The organism is Thalassotalea hakodatensis (genome assembly GCF_030295995.1).
Classification (GTDB): Bacteria; Pseudomonadota; Gammaproteobacteria; order Enterobacterales; family Alteromonadaceae; genus Thalassotalea_C; species Thalassotalea_C hakodatensis.
Genome location: NZ_AP027365.1, coordinates 2,725,045 through 2,745,374, shown reverse-complemented (window position 1 = coordinate 2,745,374; position 20,330 = coordinate 2,725,045). Strand labels below are relative to the sequence as shown.

The 20,330-nt window shown below is 36.8% G+C and carries 13 protein-coding genes; 4 read left to right on the top strand and 9 right to left on the bottom strand.

The genetic code is table 11. The features are described from left to right. Positions 1-38: 38 nt before the first annotated feature. Positions 39-584, bottom strand: a complete 546-nt coding sequence (locus QUE72_RS12085; protein ID WP_074496314.1) for a YaeQ family protein — start codon at positions 582-584, stop codon at positions 39-41. Positions 585-740: 156 nt separating this feature from the next. Here QUE72_RS12085 and QUE72_RS12080 point away from each other — a divergent pair, with 156 nt between their 5' ends. Next, a complete protein-coding gene (locus QUE72_RS12080; RefSeq protein WP_286269250.1) occupies positions 741-1,868 on the top strand; it encodes a pyridoxal-phosphate-dependent aminotransferase family protein in 1,128 nt (375 codons plus the stop codon). A 38-nt stretch (positions 1,869-1,906) separates the two neighbouring features. On the opposite strand, the gene QUE72_RS12075 is transcribed toward QUE72_RS12080, so the two are convergent. Continuing rightward, positions 1,907-2,593, bottom strand: a complete 687-nt coding sequence (locus QUE72_RS12075; protein ID WP_074496316.1) for an iron-containing redox enzyme family protein — start codon at positions 2,591-2,593, stop codon at positions 1,907-1,909. Then, positions 2,593-2,769 (bottom strand): hypothetical protein, encoded by a 177-nt coding sequence (locus QUE72_RS12070; RefSeq protein ID WP_175573069.1) that lies wholly within the window; start codon positions 2,767-2,769, stop codon positions 2,593-2,595. Before QUE72_RS12070 ends, QUE72_RS12075 begins: the two co-directional genes overlap by 1 nt. Positions 2,770-2,946: 177 nt before the next feature. Here QUE72_RS12070 and QUE72_RS12065 point away from each other — a divergent pair, with 177 nt between their 5' ends. The 3 genes from QUE72_RS12065 to QUE72_RS12055 all read left to right on the top strand — a co-directional run bounded on the left by QUE72_RS12065 (position 2,947) and on the right by QUE72_RS12055 (position 11,207). Continuing rightward, on the top strand, positions 2,947-8,991 hold the full coding sequence (locus QUE72_RS12065; RefSeq protein ID WP_286269249.1) for a response regulator: 6,045 nt from the start codon (positions 2,947-2,949) through the stop codon (positions 8,989-8,991). Continuing rightward, positions 8,978-9,913 carry a GGDEF domain-containing response regulator gene (locus QUE72_RS12060; RefSeq protein ID WP_286269248.1) on the top strand — a complete coding sequence of 312 codons (936 nt, stop codon included), beginning with the start codon at positions 8,978-8,980 and terminating at the stop codon, positions 9,911-9,913. Before QUE72_RS12065 ends, QUE72_RS12060 begins: the two co-directional genes overlap by 14 nt. A 76-nt stretch (positions 9,914-9,989) precedes the next feature. Further along, on the top strand, positions 9,990-11,207 hold the full coding sequence (locus QUE72_RS12055) for a hypothetical protein (RefSeq protein WP_286269247.1): 1,218 nt from the start codon (positions 9,990-9,992) through the stop codon (positions 11,205-11,207). A 106-nt stretch (positions 11,208-11,313) separates the two neighbouring features. Here QUE72_RS12055 and QUE72_RS12050 read toward each other — a convergent pair whose 3' ends face one another. The 6 genes from QUE72_RS12050 to QUE72_RS12025 all read right to left on the bottom strand — a co-directional run bounded on the left by QUE72_RS12050 (position 11,314) and on the right by QUE72_RS12025 (position 20,311). Further along, entirely contained in the window at positions 11,314-14,283 is a 2,970-nt protein-coding gene (locus QUE72_RS12050; protein ID WP_286269246.1) for a TonB-dependent receptor domain-containing protein, read from the bottom strand. Positions 14,284-14,746: 463 nt separating this feature from the next. Continuing rightward, a complete protein-coding gene (locus QUE72_RS12045; protein ID WP_286269245.1) occupies positions 14,747-16,693 on the bottom strand; it encodes a RiPP maturation radical SAM C-methyltransferase in 1,947 nt (648 codons plus the stop codon). Between the two features lie 94 nt (positions 16,694-16,787). After that, complete coding sequence (locus QUE72_RS12040; protein ID WP_286269244.1) at positions 16,788-17,750, bottom strand: adenosylmethionine decarboxylase; 963 nt, start codon at positions 17,748-17,750, stop codon at positions 16,788-16,790. Between the two features lie 196 nt (positions 17,751-17,946). Beyond that, a complete protein-coding gene (locus QUE72_RS12035) occupies positions 17,947-18,420 on the bottom strand; it encodes a hypothetical protein (protein ID WP_286269243.1) in 474 nt (157 codons plus the stop codon). 265 nt (positions 18,421-18,685) lie between these two features. Then, a complete protein-coding gene (locus tag QUE72_RS12030; protein ID WP_286269242.1) occupies positions 18,686-19,468 on the bottom strand; it encodes a peptidylprolyl isomerase in 783 nt (260 codons plus the stop codon). Positions 19,469-19,678: 210 nt separating this feature from the next. After that, a complete protein-coding gene (locus tag QUE72_RS12025; protein ID WP_286269241.1) occupies positions 19,679-20,311 on the bottom strand; it encodes a PEP-CTERM sorting domain-containing protein in 633 nt (210 codons plus the stop codon). Positions 20,312-20,330: the final 19 nt, after the last annotated feature.

Sequence of the window (20,330 nt, the reverse complement as noted above, 5' to 3'; positions counted from 1 at the left end):
TGATTATTCGCTATTTTATTGCAAGTAACTCATTGAAGCTAAGTGCGATTTGTTTGTAACGTTTGGTGTTCAATAAGCAGACTTTCATCGCCAATAGTAAGCCATAATTGGCCATCTTGAATACTTGCTTGGATTTCCGTTGTACGTTCAATTAATTCAGAAAACCTGGCTAAAGCATCGTAGTCAAACCGTGTTATTTGTAGGTTTTTAAACAGTGTCAGCTTTTTTTCTTGTTGTTGCCACCAAACATCGAACGGTGAATGGTAACCATAAATTATTACCGATTCAGCTTTATTGCTAGCACGCTTTATCCGCTTTTCATCGGGTTGGCCAAGTTCAACCCATAAGGTAATATCTTCGGTTAGCGTTTGTTGCCATAAAGCAGGTTCATCTTCATCACTCACTCCTTTGCCAAAAGTAAGTGCTGGGTCGGCATTTAAAATATAAGCAAGTATTCTTGCGCTCATACGAAGCATTGTTTCTGAAGGGTGCTGAGCAATAGTTAAGTTTAGGGTGTCGTAGTAATGACGATCCATGTCAGATAAGTGGATGGTTGTTTTGTAAATAATTGATTTAAGCGCCATGGCGATTATCGGTAATATGTTTTTGCTAATGATACGCCTAAGTGTTGTATAACCGAAACTATTTATTCGATGAATAGTTGAGATACAGTGAATTAATTTAGCGAATACGCTATATCAGTGATACATTTTCGCTATTGTTAACCGATGAGAACCGTGATGACTTATTCTTCGTTTATTCCGCCACAGCGAATTTTAATGGGCCCAGGCCCCTCAGATGTTAGTCCACAAGTACTTTCAGCCCTTGCACGACCTACTATCGGGCATTTAGACCCTTTATTTGTTGGTATGATGGATGAAGTAAAAAGTTTATTGCAATATGCCTTTCAAACCTCGAATGAAATGACCTTGGCTTTGTCAGCACCTGGCTCTGCCGGTATGGAAGCTTGCTTTGTTAATTTAATTACACCTGATGACACGGTAGTGGTTTGCCAAAACGGTGTATTCGGTTCCAGAATGTCAGAGAATGTGAAACGTATCGGGGCAAAGTTAGTGCTCATTGAAGGGGAATGGGGAAGAGCGGTTGATCCTGAATCACTTGATGCCACACTTTTACAACATCCGGAGGCAAAATTTGTCGCTTTTGTACATGCTGAAACATCAACAGGGGCACGTTCAGACGCTAAAGTACTGTGCGAAATTGCTCAACAATATAATTGTTTAACCATTGTTGATGCCGTAACGTCGCTTGGTGGTTGTGAGCTAAAAGTTGATGAATGGGGAATCGATGCTATTTATTCCGGTAGCCAAAAATGCTTATCTTGTGTACCGGGCATTTCACCGATTAGTTTTAGCGAAAAGGCGATTGAAGTGATTAAACATCGAAAAATACCGATACAAAGTTGGTTTCTTGACCAATCACTGGTGATGGGGTATTGGTCAGGAAAAGGCAAACGTGCCTATCACCATACAGCGCCGGTAAATTCATTGTACGCATTACATGAAGCATTGCTGTCGTTAAAAAGAGAAGGATTAGAAAATGCATGGAAGCGTCATCAAGAAATGCATGATTTATTAGCCAAGGGTTTGGCTGAATTAGGTTTAGATTTTGTTGTTCCTGAGAACGAACGATTGGCTCAACTTAATACGGTGTATATTCCTCAAGGGATAAATGATGAAGAAGTGCGACGTTATTTACTTAATGAATACAACTTGGAAATAGGCGCAGGGCTTGGAAAGTTTGCTGGCAAAGCGTGGCGAATTGGTTTAATGGGCTATGGGGCACGAAAAGAAAATATTGCTTTGTGCTTAGCTGCGCTTAAAGAGGTCTTAGCTACTACATCTTAGCGCTATTTAAATAAAATATTTGCCCTTATCGCGATTAGTTAGGCTGAAGTTGCTTGTGCTGCTTTACTTGCATCATCCATAATATTAGCTACATATCGATAAGTTTGAAAAGCGCTGAGCTCAAGCACTTTGTACTGTTTTTCTGATAAAGGCATGTTATTAATTGTTTCTATAATATCTTGTTTGTGTTGCACATCTAAAATTGCATGGTGCATCAATGCATTAAATGCTTCTTTAGGTAATCTTGAGCGCTCTACCAGCTCGTTAACGTAGTCCACCGTCGGCGGGTGTGTTTCTGTGCAAGCCAAATATCCCATAATAGCAACAGGATCAACATGCTTTATTAGAAAGTATTGAGAACCGATAAATGTGGTTATATTGAGAGATGGAATTCGATCTTCCGCTTCTGCTTGGCTAACACCCATGACGGCCAAATCTTCTAAAAACCACTCATCATGCCCAGTTTCTTCCGGAATATGTTTCTTCATATAACCAGCAAGTAATTGATAAACAGGGTCGTGCATTTTCTTTAAGGATTCATTTAATGCTTCTTGCATTAGATTAATGGAGGCATTAGAAATTCGATAACTTGAATATGCTTGTTCTATGCATGCATTGACTGAGTGAGAGTGAGTAGTATAGTTTTCATTGGCGACACAAGCTCTGTTTTCCATGAAAGAAAGGCTTTTTTCAAGCCTTTCAAAATTTGAAAGATTTTTAGCCATTAAATACCGATACCTACAGGCTTACCTTTTGTCCCCTTTACTTTTTTGTTGATTGATTTCAATTGTTCAACTTCTTCTTTTGAAAGACTCTCTATTGCCTTTATTTGCTCATCGTGTAACTGCTCTTTATTGATTACGCCTTCTGCATGTAAATGTTCTACGTTTGATTTGTCCATTTTTATGAATCCTATGAAATTTAAAGTTTGATCTGTTTTATATTTTAATCAATTGCAAATACTAGAATAAGGAAATTTTTTTAATATTGTCAAGAGAATAAAAATGAGCTTTTACTTTTTAGAGTAATACTTCACAATGTGGATAATAAAAAATAACTTAAATTTTGAAATGTGCGAATGATTAAACTTTGTTTATTAGCTGCTTATTGCTTCTTTCTTGTTTTTTGTAACTTATCTACTGCTAGAGAAGACAGCATTAACCAATTAGATCTTAATTTTGAACGGTTTGGTACTGCTGATGGCATGTCGCAAACAACTGTAAATGACATATTGCAGGATTCAAGTGGTTTTTTATGGGTAGCTACAGATGGGAATTTAAACCGATATGATGGCTATATTTTTAAACATTATAATTTTAATAATCCAAGAATATCTGTTTTACATGAAACAATCAAAGGTGAAATTTGGGCTGGCTCAGATGGAGGTTTGTATCATTATATTAAGAAAATTGATGAGTTTAAAAAAGTAGGATTTTCATCGTCTAGAGAAGGGGAAATAATTAACAGTATTGCTTCAGATTCGAAAGGGAATCTTTGGGTAGGTACTGATAACGGCTTGTTTTTAATTAATAATACAAATGAAGTTGTACGAAAATACTTTACTAAACATGCAGTCACCAGTTTACTAGTTGATGGTGAGGGTAATATTTGGGGAGCCAAGCAGAATCGAAAGGCACTTAATTCAAATTTATTTTTAATCGAGGGTAATGATACAGAATCTACTATTGCTTTTGAAACTATATTTAAAATTAACGATGTTAAGCAACACACTCAAAAGGGACTTTTTATTGCAACGACTAAAGGAGTGTTCACTTTTGATAGTAAATCAAAAGTGTTTCAAAAAATTGAAAGGTTAGATGGCATAGAAAATGTAAACTCATTGTATTTTCGTAATGCTTCAGAGTTATGGATTGGAACAAGTAATGGCGGTTATAAATACCAATTTCAAAATAATGAAATTTTATATTTCTCTCATCAGCAATCTAAATCTCGAAGTCTAAGCCATCCCGAAATTAGTTTGATTAAGAAGGGCAGTAACGAAACCTTGTGGTTTGGTACAAGAGCCGGAGGTTTGAACAAGCTTGATTTGACCTTAGGTCAGTTTAAGTTAGTTGATAAGGCCAAATATAATACACTTACGAGTAATGTTATTTTAGGGTTTGAGGAAACAGCAAAAAACTATTACTTTGCAACTTATGGGGGAGGTATTTACAGTATTGATAAACAATCTGAAGTATTAACACATTTGCCTATAAATAATAAACTAGGTACGTTATTAACTGTATCTCTATTATTCAGTGATGACCAAAAAACTCTTTACATAGCGACAGCGGATAATGGCTTATTTGTAGTTGATTTAGAAACAGAAAAAATTAAACATTTTAAAAACAAATCAACTGATTCAAAAACGATTAGCCATAATGTGTTGACTAAATTATTTATTGATAATAAAAAGTTGCTTGTGGGTACAATGGGTGGCGGTCTAAACATACTTGATTTGACAGATGGAAACTTTGAAAACTTTCTATTTGATGAAAATATAAAATCAAGTATTTCAAATAACAATATTTGGGATATAAAAAAGATTGATGAGGATACTTTTTGGGTTGCTACTGATTCTGGTGTTAGTGTTTTAAATTTAAGTACTTCTAAATTTCATCCTTTAGTTCTTTCTACAAGCGAAAAACAGAACAGTTTTTTTAACGACTTAACTGTATGGGCAATTACAGAGCATCAGCAACAATACTGGTTTGCTACTTCGTTTGGCTTGATTACTTTTAATTCTGAACTTGATAAATTTATTGTTTATGATGAAAAAAATGGTTTAGCAAATAATAATGTTTACGCAGTGTTACCAGATAAGAATGGGAATTTGTGGATAAGCACGAACAAAGGCCTATCGAAGTTTGATATGAAACGACAGGTTTTTAAAAACTATAATCAAAGTGATGGCGTCCAAGGCAGTGAGTTTAATTCTTTAAGTTATTTCAAAGCTAAATCAGGGGAGTTATTCTTTGGTGGCGTGAATGGTTTTAATCGTTTTTTCCCCGCTGACATTAAAGATGATACATCGTTACCTAAAGTTGTGTTGACTGATTTTTTAGTACATAACAAACATGTTGAAATTCAATCAAGTGAAAACAAAAATGAGAAAAAACGTAATGTGAATAGTGCTGGTTTCACGATTCCATCCGATATTAATGAATTAGAACGCTTAAAGTTAACATACGATGAAAAGCTGGTTACCTTTGAATTTGCCGCGCTGCATTTTGCAGCCCCAATGAATAATCAATACGCCTATAAGCTTGAAGGTTTTGATGAGCAATGGATTTATACCGATGCCAAAAATAGAAGGGCAACATATACCAGTTTACCCTCAGGTGATTATACATTACGTGTAAAGGCGAGCAATGGAGACGGGTACTGGAATGAAACCGGTAAATCACTCAATATAACTGTGCTACCACCAATGTGGCGGACCTGGTGGGCTTATACAATATATTTAATTTTGATCATCGGCATTATTGGATTGATCTTATATCGGCAAAATTATCAGCGATTAAAAGAGCACGCAATAAATGTGCAGTTAAAACGTGCGGACAGATTAAAGGATGAGTTTTTAGCGAATACATCTCATGAGTTACGTACCCCACTCAACGGGATTATTGGCTTAGCTGAATCATTAATTGATGGTGTTTCTGGGCAGTTGCCCGAATCTGCTAATAAAAACCTTGCTATGGTTGTTGCCAGTGGTAAGCGTTTATCAAATCTTGTTAATGACATTCTCGACTTTTCAAAATTAAAAAATCATACCTTAAAGCTGAATTTAACGGGAGTTGAGTTACATAGTTTAACTGACGTTGTAATGACGGTGTCTACTCCGTTAATAGGAGATAAAAACATTACACTTATTAACCGTGTATCTAGTGAACTTCCTATTGTTAATGCTGACGAGAACCGATTAGAACAAATTTTATATAACTTGATCGGTAATGCGATAAAATTTACCGAAAATGGTGAGGTAACTATTGATGCAGAACAAAGCGGTAATGTCGTTAAAATTTCGGTAAAAGACACTGGTATTGGTATAGCAGCAGAACAACTACATCTTATTTTTAACTCTTTTGAACAGTTAAAAGGCCAAACGAATAGAGATCATAGTGGGACAGGCTTAGGTTTAACCGTTACAAAACAACTTGTTGAATTACATGAAGGTACAATATCAGTAACCTCTGAATTGGGTAAAGGGAGTTGTTTTAGTTTTACCTTGCCAATTGATAATGACCATATTACTGATGTCACAAATATTGTTAAGTCGACGAATCAACAGAAGCTAAATCGTTTACAACACCTTGATAATGAAATTGAGTATATCAGCTTAGATGAAAGCGAGTTAATATCTCAGCAAAATAGGCAGCTAAATTACCAAAACTATCACATCTTAGTGGTAGATGATGATCCGATTAATCGTCAAGTGTTATTGAACCACTTAAATCTGAAAGGGTATCAGTTAACAGAAGCTGCCAGCGGCAAACAAGCATTGTCTTTAATTGAAGATGCTACAGATAGCAGCGAAGAAAAAATTCGACCTTTTGATTTAATATTACTCGATATTATGATGCCAAAAATGTCAGGCTATGAGGTATGTAATCAAATAAGAGAATGGTATTCGTTAAATGAATTACCCGTAATTTTTCTGACAGCAAAAAATCAGGTAATCGACTTAGTAGAAAGCTTTTCGGTTGGTGGTAATGATTATTTAACTAAACCTATTTCTAAACATGAACTATTAACCCGTGTTGAAAATCACTTAAGTTTACTTGATATCAACCGACATCTTGAGTATCAAGTGTCTAGCCGTACCGCTGAACTAGAAAAAGCGACACAGGCGAAAAGTGAATTTCTCGCTAAAATGAGCCATGAAATTCGCACTCCTATGAATGCTATTATCGGTTTAAGTCATTTAGCATTCAAAACCAAACTTGATAATCACCAGAAAGATTTAATTGGTAAAATTCAAGATGCCTCACAAGCGTTGCTTGCACTTATTAACGACATATTAGATTTTTCTAAGATTGAAGCAGGTAAAATGACCATAGAGTCAGTGGTGATGAATATAGAGGCGCTGATTAAAAAAACAGCTAACATATGTGCTTTAAAAGCACATAGCAAAGGGTTAGAGCTAGTGGTAAGAATTGCACCTGATGTACCTAAACAAATTAAATCTGATCCTATCAGGCTGCAACAGATATTGGTGAACCTTGCGAGTAATGCAATCAAATTTACTGAAAGTGGTCACGTATTAATTGAGGTTAAGTCTACCGAAAATAACACACTTGAATTTTCAGTGTCAGATACGGGGATAGGTTTAGATGAAAATACCATGGAAAACCTTTTTACCTCATTCAATCAAGCTGATACCTCTATAACCCGTCGCTTTGGTGGTACAGGGCTTGGTTTATCGATTTGTAAGCAACTGACCACGCTTATGGGGGGTAAAATATGGGTAGACAGCCAATTAGGGGAAGGGAGTACTTTTGGTTTTACGGTGCATTATGAAGAAGTCGAACAAAGTGAGTTACTTGCTGCACAATCGTTAATGATCGAGGGAATAAATGTATTGGTTGTTGATGATAATGCACTTTGTTTAAATGTGTTAGATGCTTTGTTAAAACAGTTTGGTTGCAAAATCACAACAACGGAAAGTGCTATAACAGCACTTGAGCTTATTGATAACGCAATATTACTTGAACAACCATTTGATTTAGTGATCACTGACTGGCGTATGCCCAAAATGGATGGTATTGAACTGGCGCATCGAATAAACAAATTAACTGAAAAGCATGATATACCAGCAGTATTAATGGTGACGGCATTCGACAAAAATGATGCAATGACTTTGTCGCATGAGGCTGGTATTGATGGCTTCTTAGAAAAGCCTGTTGATGCATCTTTATTATTAGATGCGATGATGAATGCATTAAAGCTTGAACAAAAACATTTAGAATATCATCAAGTACAAAAAGGTATTTTAGATTTATCTCATAGTCGTATACTGCTTGTTGAAGATAATGCTTTAAATCAACAAGTGGTTCTTGGATTTTTAGAAGAAACAGGTGTGAATATTGATATCGCAGAAAATGGACAAGTGGCGATTGATAAATTAGATAGTGAAAGCTACGACCTTGTGTTTATGGATTTACAAATGCCGATAATGGATGGGTTAACGGCAACAAAAATTATTCGTGCAAACGATCAATTTAGTAATTTACCTATCATTGCAATGACCGCCCATGCCATGCAAGAGGAATTAGATCGTTGTTTAGAAGTAGGGATGAATGATTATTTTACTAAACCGATAGATCCAAATGCTTTATATATCTTGTTATCAAAGTGGCTAAATAATGAAGCAGTGAGTGAACAAGTAACACTGATAAAAAGCGATGAAACGCGACAGAAAATCACCCATCAAAAGCGAAATACAGAATCAGAGCAAACGAAGGAAGTGTCTCTGTTAGCAGAGATAGAAAAGCTCCCGAGTATTGATGCTAAAACAGCGATTAAAACTATGGGGGGGCGTGAGCATTTATATCAAAAGTTAGTACAGCAATTTGCTAAAAATTACTCTGATACAGTAGATTCTCTACGTGAAATATACAAGCAACAAGATTATGATACTGCTTATAGGGTCGCACACTCTTTAAAGTCTAATGCAAATTATATTGGTGCATTAACGTTGGCAAAGCGGGCTACTCAGCTTGAATCTCAACTTAAAAGTGACCCAGAATCGGCTGATTTACTGGTTGCTGAAACATCGATTGAATTGAATAATGTGTTAATCGCGCTAAAGAGTTTACCGGTTAACTTAATAGCACCTGAGCAATCAGAAAATTCAATTGTTAATGTTCAGTATTTTCATAAACAGTTAAACGACCTGCTATCGTCTATTAAGACCTTAGTTGTTGAAGAGAATGCTAAGGCTGAAGATTTATTACCACGACTGTTAACATTGACCAAAGGCTCTGATTATGAGCAATTAGCCAAAAAAATAGCAGATGACATTGATGACATTGAATATGCACAAGCAATTAATAATATAGAGGCGATATTAGCAACAATAACTGGCGCTAATGTTTCAAATAATAAAAATGATAAAGAATAATCATCGTATGGAACTAGAAAGTTTTGACCTTAAAGTGTTAATTGTTGATGACGAAAAAGCTAACCGAAAAATATTAAAAGAGCTTTTGCAAGAACAAGCAAAAATTATCTTTGCTAAAAACGGTGAACAAGCCATTGAACTCGCACACAAGCATACGCCTGATTTAATGCTATTAGATGTTGTAATGCCCGATAAGTCAGGTTTTGAGGTCATTGAAACGATAAAAAATGATCCCGTTACCATGGCAACATCAGTGATATTTATCACTGGGCTTGCCAATTGCCATGATGAAGAAAGAGGCTTTGCTTTAGGGGGGTGTGATTATATCTATAAACCGTTTAATACTAATATAGTGACGGCACGTATTTCTACACACCTTGAATTAATTCAACAACGAAAAATGCTTGATACTATTGCTCATATTGATGCCTTAACGGGGATTTCAAACCGTAGGAAGCTTGATAAGGTATTAAAAAGTGAGTTAGCGGCGAATAAACGTGACAAAAAACAATTACTGGTAGCCATGCTTGATGTTGATTATTTTAAACCATTTAACGATAACTACGGGCATGGTGCAGGCGATATTGCTCTGAAAAAGGTGTCGGTATTGCTGCGTGAAGTGCTAAAAAGACCGAGAGACTTTGTGGCTCGCTACGGTGGAGAAGAGTTTACGCTTATATTACCTGATTGCGATGAGCATGGAGCAAAACAAGTACTACAGAATATTTTTACTGCGTTGTCAGATAAAGCTATTCAACACGAATTCTCTGATGTGTCTGACTATTTAACCATGAGTGTTGGTGCAGTATTGTTGAATGGTGATAGTTTACTTTCAGCTAAAGATGTCTTAGTAAAAGCAGATCGTTTACTATATCGGGCAAAAAATAATGGCCGTAATCAGACAGTTTTAGAAATAATATAGTTATTGAAGATTTTAATTAAGGTGAAGATTACGCTTTCACATTAGAGTAGCCAAGGCCAATAAGATACTACCGAGCATGGAATTAGAAAAAGAAGACTTAATTGTACTTAATCGTACAGGAGAAAACTTAAAAAGTGTTTTACGTCGTTTGATTGCTGAATTTCCAAGATCAGCACAGTCGATCACAGGAATGTCTAAATGGTTGAGTTTTAATCGCTCAAATTGTCAACGCATTCTAGATGGTGTCTATAAAAGCCGGGATGGTAAACAAGTGTTATGTCTATTGCCCGGCATCGCTGGCTTAAAAGATTTTTTAACACAAGTTGAGCAAACAGACATTGAACAACAATTGATTTTAGAGACTGTTAAAGCACTTGATACTTTTGAACTTGTCTTAAAGAAATATGTTAGAAGCCATGCAGAACTAAAACGCTTGTTAGGCGCTAAGTCAGAATTTACCCCAGTCGATTCAACTATGCTATCTGCTGAGGAGAAACGAGAACAACATTACCTTGCCTCTAAGCAATTGGTAGGCTCTTCAATTGACACGCTGTTTGCTTGTTATTTGTTGAAAGAAAATGAGCACAATAATGAGTTTTTGCAAGAAGTTGCAATGATTGCCAAACAGGGTATTGTACGCGCAAAATCGGCACCGCCGTTTGTGCAATTTTATACTCATCCTCACCCAGAAGATTTTACCCGACCTGAAAATATTACTCGTCATTCTTCGTTAGATACGACCAGGTTTCAAGTAGGGGTGGTTGATGAATACTCAACTAAAGGCTTGTTGGATTCTTATGCGAGCTACTCAGTCAGTAATTCAGGTATTGTTTTTAATGAAATACCGAATGTATCAAAAATAAATGCAACATTTTTATTTAGTAACCCAGATGAATTATCTAATCCGTTGCAGCATGTAAGTAAATGTAGTTCAACGAGTATTTCGATTAAAAATCCAACGAGAAAGTTGTTAACCATGGTGTTTTTTGAGAAAAAACTAGATAGGCGTAGCACGGTTAACGTTGGTTGTTATTCTGGAAATCAAAAAGTAAAAGAAGGTAAATTAAGAGCGGATGATATGTGGACTGAACGTTTGCCTGAGTTTCCTGAATTACGAATAGTTCAACCAGATGCTCCAAACTTTATTGAACTAGGCGGTTTAGCGATTAAAGACATGACAGATTATTTATTTAATTTTACCCATTTAAATAAAAACGATTTCATTTGCTACTTTCTTGAAGTAGATCATCCTATTTGGTCTTCCACATATCGCATATATTTCGAGCATGAATAATAGTTAATTGATTAAAGAGTCATGCAAATTGGCCTACGATGTACTGTGATGCAAAAAAGCGGAGCGTCCAGAGTGATTCCGCTTTTGTATTGCATGCTTTAGCTAATTAGAAAGTATAACGAATACCTGCGTAATACTTACGACCAATACCATCATACAGTAAGCTACCTGCATTTAGGTTTGGTAACGCGGGCGGGCGTTTATCTGTTAAGTTGTTTACCCCTAAATAAGCAGATAAATCGTTTGTGATTTGGTAGTCAACATTGATATTGTGATAAACATAAGAACCAACCTCGTTGTTAAACCAGTCCTCATAGGTTTCTTCCGTCGCTTCTTTGTTAAACGTAGAACGACCAATATAATTCATTGACCAGCTGACATTTAAATCTTCATAGTGATATGAAGTATTGATTAATGCCCGAAGGTGAGGGGAGCCTGCTTGTCCTGCAAAACTAGACTTGTCGTTTGGGTCTTCAATATTATTAAAGAATTTCCGTTCGTCTAGGTATGTTCCTTTAATATGAACATTCAAACCACCGGTATCACCAAGATCAAGTGAGTAGTTCACATCTAAATCTACGCCGGAAGCAACAAATGCTGCAACATTGATTGATTCGGTATGAACGGCAGTGATTTGACCCATCTCATTTCGGTTTACAAGATCACAGAATTTATCATTCACTGATTGGCCATCTACACAATTGTTGAGAATAAAGCTTGGATTATAAGTTGTTATAGCGTCTTCAATTTCAACATCCCAATAGTCAATAGCAATACTTAGCTCATCTAAAGGGGTAATCACTAAGCCTAGAGTATAAGTATCTGCTGATTCTGGGTCTAAGTCAGTATTACCGCCTCGTAATTCAGTTCTAGTGCCAAAATCAGCAGTAGATACAAAACCCTCAGCTATACCAATTGCTGCGCAGTTATCAATACGATTGCCGTCTTGGGGGCCAGAACCTATATTACTTGAAGAGCAGGGATCTACCATATTAGCGGCCGTTGCTTGCTCGGGTGTAAAGAGCTCTTCAATATTCGGTGCGCGTACAGCATGCGAATAAGTAGAACGTAAGCGTAAATCTTCAAAAATACTCCAGTTCAACGCTACTTTATAGGTAAAGTCACCGCCTGTGATGCTATGATCAGCATAACGACCCGCGAGCTCTAGTTCTAATTTTTCAACTAATGTTTGACCGTTAATCAAGGGTATTAGCATTTCACCAAAGACTTCAGCAACATGGTAACTACCGTTTATTGGTCTTAAATAGGTGTTTTGATCTCTTGTAGGACCGGTTCTTGAACCAACAAGACCAGAACCGATACCGTCAGAGTCTGTTGCTTGCGACAACGGATCAGGTTTACTTTGAGAAGACTCATCGCGGTACTCTAAACCAACAACAAAGTCAGCGTATCCTGCATCTGTTTCAAAAGCTTCACCGCCAATCGTTGCAGAAACAATCGTCTGTTCTATTTCATCAGCGGTTAATAGTTGTACACTGGCGTACGCTTTTGCTTCATCGGAAGCGCGAAAGAAAATGGGATCATAGGCAACACACTCTGGGTGCTCCGCCGCTTCACGACAGACCGCCTCACCATTTGGCCCCGTAACAGCATCGAGTGCTCGATAGTAGTTTTCATTCAATACATCATCGTTAAGTAATTCAGTGGATACTTTCCCATGTTGCGCATAGTAAGTGTAATGATAATCACCTAAAAAGCCATCACCGCCAATAACAAACTGAGTTGTTTCACGAGTGGTATCACTGCGGGCGTTTAAACCAATAACAGCTAGACCAACTGATTGCAGCCCACGTTGATCCATTATGTCAACCAACGGTTGTGGCCTAAAAGGGTTTTCGTTGGTGATAGTAATCAATGGACCAAAGTTATCATCATGGAAAACACTTGCTTGGTCGGATGCAGCGGATTCTGTTTTACCGTATTTGATTTCTGCATATAGGCGGTGGTTATTGTTGATATCGTAGTGCGTTGCTAGACTAAATAATGTTCTTTCACTTGGTACATTGAGTGTACCAGTTTCCTCTGTTCTAAAACCGTCACCTCCCTCACATGGGACTACGCGACAATTTGTACCTGCTTGAAAGTCTCTAAAATGGCCATCTTCACGATCGATTGTGTAGGTATCGTAGTTAAAGCCAAAGGGATCATCGGCGAAAACTGGTGCACCGATGACGGTTGATACCATGGTAATAGGCAAATCACCGAAGCTGTAGTTTTGATTGGGTACGTAAAATAAACCTTCTGCACTTAATGCTTGGAAACGTTGATCGTCGAAAAAGATTAAATCGGGGACCCCATCATCATTTGAACCATTGGCTGGGTTTGAGTCAAAGGTATGGTTTTTATTAGCGTAATCACGAGCACGAATGGAAATTTCTTCTTCTTTAGAATAAGAGGCATGCATGGTTAGGCTACCTTTGCCACCCGCATATGTTAACCCGTACTGTAATGAAAGATCTTTAGATTCGCCATCATTAAAACGTGTTTCACCCATGGATGCATCAATCTCAAAGCCTTCGATGTTTTTACGCATAATAAAATTGACAACGCCAGTAACCGCGTCTGCACCATAAATAGCTGAAGCACCGCCAGTTATAACTTCAACACGCTCTACCATTGACGTAGGGATCATGCTTAAATCCACTGCTGATGAACCAGCAGAGCCTGCTACGTGACGGCGTCCGTCAACAAGGACTAAGGTACGGTTAGTACCTAAACCACGCAAATTTGCCAGTTCAAGACCAGCATTATTGATATTGCCACCATTATTGTTATTAATAGCGCTACCTCCAACACCATTTAAAAGAGCTGGCAGTTTATTCATTAAATCAGCAATGTTTTTCACTCCTGATTGCGCTATCGCTTCAGCATCAATTACCGTTGTTGGTGTTGTTGTTTGCGCACTACTGTGCTTTATGCGAGAACCTGTTACGGTAATACGCTCGTTATCTTCTTCAGCTGCAATGACCTGTTGACCTAACACCATTGTTGATATGCCGGTTAAAGCCAATGCATATTGCACTGTCTTAGTGACTTTGTTTTTTGATAAATTCATATATACCCCTAGTATCCTTAACCTTCTGGTTTGTAAAATTTTTGTTAATGTAAGAAGGTGTAATCTGAATCTATCAGATGTTATCTGAGATAACATGGCGTGATTGTTTTATTGTTTTCAAACTGTGACAATTAACTGTAAAACTAATTGAACATATTCATGACAGTAATGCGGGTATTTAAGTGAGCTTTAATTGATTAACTTGTTGATTAATAAATATTATTATTATTGTAAATAAAACTGTACTTATTGCGGCTAAAGCGCAATGTATTTGAATTGGGCTTTAGCACTATAATTTTCCAAGCCGTGCATAATAATAAGATAAAAGTCATAACACTTTTATGCTCAAAGCAACTGCATTATCAATATTGCTGAAGAATAGCATTGTAAATAAATGATGCTGGCTACCGCTTTACAAGCTACATAGTTAGATAGTTGGATAAGCAAATAGGCTAGTTTGAGGCTAATTCATTTCGTCTAGTATTTTTTCTATATCCAAGTTACCCCCTGGCGAATCTTCATTACTAGGCATTTCGGCTTGTGCCAGAGGAAATGCAAGGGCCATTACACATTTACTTAAATGAATGATTAGATGGTTTTCAGTTAACCAGTGCAGCGTGTCTTCTATTTGCTGAGTATTATTTGAAATTTGCTGTTCATCGAGTTTTTTGATTAATCTATCTTTTGGCAAGGGCTCTGCACATAAACGATAAATATCCGCCGTTAAACCCGCTAATGTGTGAGAAAAAGCAGTCGCTACTTGTCGTGTATCAAAAATAATAATGTTATTGCCATGATCTGTCATACAACACATTGGAATTGTGCCGTTTAGCCAACTATCACTCCAGTTGTTTAGTAATGATTGCACCTTTGCATGTGAATTAGTTGCTGGCTTAAAGGTAAAATTTAGCGTGTATATCCCTGTTTCTTTATCGTTTGCCTGAATGAAAAAATACGCGAGGTTATAAACAACTTGTTTATCTAGTGGATAAATATATTGATAACTTTTGGTTGGCTCGAGTGTTAAACCAAACTTTTCTGGGGTATTAAAGTATGGGCTAAAGCGGTGGTAACAAATTTTGGCCATTTGATCGAACGGTGGATGGTAATGTGTCACTAAAGGCAGCCATTCAGCCATTTCATCATACCAAAATGCTTGTTCATTAGGGGCTTCGCATAATAAATTCCAGGTCACTCGAACGCCATAGCTACGACACCACTTAAGTGCTGCAAGGTTTTGTATTGCTGTAGTGCCTTTTTTTATTGCCTTAAGAAAATCGTCATGCAAGCCTTCAATGCCGGGTTGTATCCACTTTATTCCAGCCTCAGCTAGCGATTTAACATGGTGTTGTTTTAAGTTAGCTTTGGTCTCATAAAATAAATTATAGGCAGGATCTTCTGCTAATGTAGGTAGCACCGTTTTCATGTATTCTATCGGTAATATATTATCGACAATTAAAAATTTATCGACGTTGTATTTGCTCGATAAATTTTTAAATTCACTTAATGCAGCTTCAGGTGTTTTTGAACGGTGATCCATAGTACCGCCATTTAAACCGCAAAAAGTGCAGTGTTGTTTTGCTCCCCACCAACAACCTCGAGAGGTTTCAGCGACTAAACCTGGGGAAATGTATTGTCCAATTTTTAGACTCTCTAATGATTGAAAATAGCTGTCAAAAATTGGCTCTCCAACTTTTCTCATGTCTGAAATATAGGCACGAGGTGGCTTTTGTGTTTGCCCAGCATCAACGGCAAGTGACTTGTGTTTTTGGCTAATAAAGCCGTTTGGTAAATTTTGGTAGTTAATTGGCTCGTTTTTCATTAGTTTGTCAATGAAAGGGCCTATCACGTCATCACATTCGCCGGAGAAAACATAATCAACCCATGAAAAGCTCTCACTGATTGTTTGCCCCATAATGCCTTCACAGTTAGCCCCTCCCATTAAAGTAATAATACTGCTATCAAGACTTTTAATTTTTCTTAACAAGGCAAGTGACGCACAATTTTGTTGAAAGGTAGAGGTACAACCGACAATTTTTGGGCTGTTGCTGACAATTTCGTTGGCAAGTGAGTCGATGTAGCGCTCAGCGGTTTCTCTGATGGTTAACAGTTTTTGCTTATTTTCATCAGACAAATCAGTAAAAAGCGCAAAAAAGCCGTCATCATCAGCTGGTTTGTCAGGAAACGCTGCTTTAGAAAACGTCCACTCGCCAATTAAATAATCATTAAATGTGTTATCGATGAAGTTATATTCAATCAGACCAATTTGTTTCGCAAAAACTAAGTTGGCGTATAGTGATTCAACGTTATAGCCATATTCTGTGATATACGTTTCAAGCACTCCCATTGCCATTGAAGGAATTGTTAACGAAGTGTATGGCATACACACTAAATAAATATCTTTGTCCATAAATGCATTATTATTTGATTATCGCTGTTGTCATCGTAGCGTAGTCAATATAAATGGTCGAGGGAATTAACAATATAAGATAACGATTGATTATTTATAGGGTAAAAAAATCTTCGTCTAATGCTAGTTCAATAGGTGAAGTTGCTTGTGATTGAGGCAAGATATAATGAGCAAAATTTACTTGATAACTGTGTTTAATGTGTTTTGTTACATTCGACTGGCAAGTATATCTATTATCGATATATTTTGCTGTAAACATGTCGAAATTAGTTTCATTAAAGGTAAGTAAATCGAAGGCATTAGGTGCTAGTACCTCAAGTATAATAGGCACTAAGGCTAATAAGTTGATATTCGACTCAAAAGAGATATAACTACTGCCACGTTGCGGAGTTACGTGAATAGTAAAGTACCATTTATCTTTAATGGCATTTAAAGAGTAACCAAATGGTTCAAATACGAAGTCATCCAACGTAAAGCCTGGAATTAATCGTTTAAGCTGTAAAAATTTCCTCACATCACTTGCTGTAAGCTTAGGGTTAGTGAGTACTGCTGAAGCGCGATCACTTATTTGGTAGGTTGTTAGCTCATAGGTTTTAGCCGTAGGAATACTTTTAACGTTATTATTTAGCTGAAATAAATAATTATGATGACTATCTAAGTTGCCAAAGCGAAATGCTTTTCCTGATAAATAATTTTGTAATCGTTTCGCGTCTTGGCCAAAGTTACTTGATTGTGCATGAGAAAAGTATTCATTTTTTCGTTGGTATATGAAATGTTCAACTACATTAATACCATATTTCTCGAAGAAAAAAATGGCTGAATTTACCAGTTGAGTAATACCACATGTGATAATTAATAAGCGGTCTTTCCAAATAAAAAGGCTGGACTCTGACAATAAATATGCGCGGCAATGTTTGTTTTCAATTGAGGACAAAATTTTTGCATTGCAAGCGTTTACGAGATCTTTCCAAACACAAGTATCAATGTCAGTTAGTAAGTTTAATTGCTTACAATCAACAATTAACTCTGTTTTCTTTTCAGAACCTTCATAAAACAACGGTTATTCCCCAGTGCTATTTTTCTAAGCAGTGCATTATTGTACGAATAAAATGACAACAAGCAATATATTACGTATATATGCATTAGTCACTATTGATGCAGTTCAAGTATTTTAGGAAGTTGCAGAGCAAGATAAATTAGGAGATTGTACGTTTGAAAAAGCACCCATTCATCAAACGTACACAGAATGTAGCTTACTTTGTTGCATGAAAAACTTTTTCAAAATGCCTAAAAAAAGAAGTATCAAAATACTTACCATGGACGGCCCAAACCTGACGAAAGTTATTTCTTAAAAACCACTCTTTTATTTCGAGTTCCCACCCTTGCCACTGATCTGTTTGTGATCCAAAAGTGACGCGGTTATACATCAGATAAGCACGCTCAAATATGGCTATTCTGATTAACAAAATGGCTTCTTCTTGTTTTTTTTGTGTTTCGGTCAACTCCCTTGGTGATTCATATGGGGAGTCAAAGACATCTAGTTCTGGATGCTCAATACAAAGTTGCTGAATCTCTATGTATTTCTCATCCAAAGCATCAAAAGTACCATATTCTCGTTCTAGTCTTTGTTTATTTTGCTCTTTAATATAGGCGAAGATTGCCGAAGGCACACCAAATATGGTGATGATAAAAGTCATTATTTCTAAATATTGTGACAGTTGTTCCATTATTTTTACTCTTGTACTGTTTACAATGTTTATTTTGGTCGAAATCCTATATTAACTTTATCGTTAGAGTAAATGTTTTTCTGTGCTATTTTTAATTTGGCGGTAAATATTAGACTGTGATGAACTGTAATTTTGGGGAATGAAGCTCAAAAAGAAAAGTGATGTTAGTTTGAAATGTTTATTACTTCTTCTGTTTTTACGTTAATTGTTACCCATCTAAATAAACAGTTTGAGTTTATCTAGATGGGGAATACGAAAACAAACGTTATTTTTTACGTATCAAGGGTACTGCGCATAGCAATAACGCAAGCCAGCCGAAAGAGCCGCCACTGCTGCCACCAGATTTTGGCTGCTCTAAGCTTTTTTCATAAAGTGTATTTTTCGCTGAGGTTAAGTCAGCATCAGTGCTAATTGTTGCATCATAAATAACGACTTGATATACCGTAACAAAATTCTCTTGACCTGGCACTGCGTCGGCATCTGCACATTGATCTTCGTAGTCTGGCATTGGCAGCTCTTGGAAGCCGCCGTGGCCTGTGTCACAACGTGGAACGTCAGCAATTGCATTAATCACCTCCATTCCGTCTTCAATAACTTCACCAAATACAGCGTAAGCACCGCCACCGTATACATCAACAGGATCTAACACTGAGGCATTATTTTTTAAGTTGATGAACCATTGGCTGTTAGCACTATTAATCTTACCACGCTGCTTCGCCATTGAAATAGTCGCAGTTACGTTTGAATAAACAGGCTCATTTTCAATAGTACCATTGGTTTCAATCCATTTTGGTGGTAATTCACCCTCGAACTTTGCTCCTCCGCCTTGAACAACAAAATCATCTACCGTACGGTGAATAATGGTATTGTCATATTTGCCATCACTGACGTACGCGAGAAAGTTTTCTACGGTTTTTGGGGTTGTTTCGTCATGTAAGTTGACTTTGAAATTACCATGCGAGGTTTGAAATTCAACAATGGTTGCATGACTCATGCTAGCACTAAGACTTAAGGTTAGCATGAGTGCTGAAAGGTAAGGTTTTTTCATTATAATTTCTTAAAGTTGCCTAAAAATCAGTGTGTTCGATGTTAGAGGCAGCGATAAAAAACGACAAGCAGAGAAATGTTATCTTATGTAATTCTTAAAGGTGAACTGAGGAATATGGTTGCAAATATAATGTTAGTATAGGCATTAGTTATTAGTTGCGGGAAAACACTAAGCGTGAAAGTACACGCTTAGTTTAATGAGTTTATGATGTTATCTCTTCAATCGAGAGGTAAGTAAAGCTAATAATCCGAGAGAAAATACGAGTATACTTGAAGGTTCGGGAATCTCAGCGCTTAAATTCATGTCAAATGATAGATCGTCCATCGCCCATGCCCAACCATCATTAGGTTGCATGCCTAAAATTTTACTGACACCGCTTGATGAAAAGTTCACAGGTACATATGCTGATGCATTAGATGAAACGCTTTTAGTTTCTAAAAGTAAGTTATTGATGTCGTAAAGCTCAAAAGTTACTGAACCTGAACCTAGGGTATCAAGCATAAGCGAAATATTAGAACTACTACCGCTAAATAATATTTCTATGATATCAGCTCTATTGCCGGGACAAGCTAAGCTTGCATCAGCACAGTTCGTTAGCACATTACTGCCACTTGGTGCTGTTACGCCATCAGGATCCGGTGCTGCATTGATATTTATTGAAGCGTTGTTTTCAAACCCTGCAAACGTTACTCCCCAGTTTTGATATTGATTAGTAATTGCAGTGTTGGCCGCAATGACGTTGCCATTTGCATCAGTATCAAAATCTATGAGCGTACCATGTGCGTAACTAGTGGCTAATACTAATAAGGAAACTAACGATGATTTAATAATTGTTAACGCCATATTGTTCTCTTTATAATGT

Bases quoted from the DNA above. Each gene is read 5' to 3' on its own strand.
- QUE72_RS12085 (WP_074496314.1), bottom strand. From the start codon at position 584: ATGGCGCTTAAATCAATTATTTACAAAACAACCATCCACTTATCTGAC.
- QUE72_RS12080 (WP_286269250.1), top strand. From the start codon at position 741: ATGACTTATTCTTCGTTTATTCCGCCACAGCGAATTTTAATGGGCCCA.
- QUE72_RS12075 (WP_074496316.1), bottom strand. From the start codon at position 2,593: ATGGCTAAAAATCTTTCAAATTTTGAAAGGCTTGAAAAAAGCCTTTCT.
- QUE72_RS12070 (WP_175573069.1), bottom strand. From the start codon at position 2,769: ATGGACAAATCAAACGTAGAACATTTACATGCAGAAGGCGTAATCAAT.
- QUE72_RS12065 (WP_286269249.1), top strand. From the start codon at position 2,947: ATGATTAAACTTTGTTTATTAGCTGCTTATTGCTTCTTTCTTGTTTTT.
- QUE72_RS12060 (WP_286269248.1), top strand. From the start codon at position 8,978: ATGATAAAGAATAATCATCGTATGGAACTAGAAAGTTTTGACCTTAAA.
- QUE72_RS12055 (WP_286269247.1), top strand. From the start codon at position 9,990: ATGGAATTAGAAAAAGAAGACTTAATTGTACTTAATCGTACAGGAGAA.
- QUE72_RS12050 (WP_286269246.1), bottom strand. From the start codon at position 14,283: ATGAATTTATCAAAAAACAAAGTCACTAAGACAGTGCAATATGCATTG.
- QUE72_RS12045 (WP_286269245.1), bottom strand. From the start codon at position 16,693: ATGGACAAAGATATTTATTTAGTGTGTATGCCATACACTTCGTTAACA.
- QUE72_RS12035 (WP_286269243.1), bottom strand. From the start codon at position 18,420: ATGGAACAACTGTCACAATATTTAGAAATAATGACTTTTATCATCACC.
- QUE72_RS12030 (WP_286269242.1), bottom strand. From the start codon at position 19,468: ATGAAAAAACCTTACCTTTCAGCACTCATGCTAACCTTAAGTCTTAGT.
- QUE72_RS12025 (WP_286269241.1), bottom strand. From the start codon at position 20,311: ATGGCGTTAACAATTATTAAATCATCGTTAGTTTCCTTATTAGTATTA.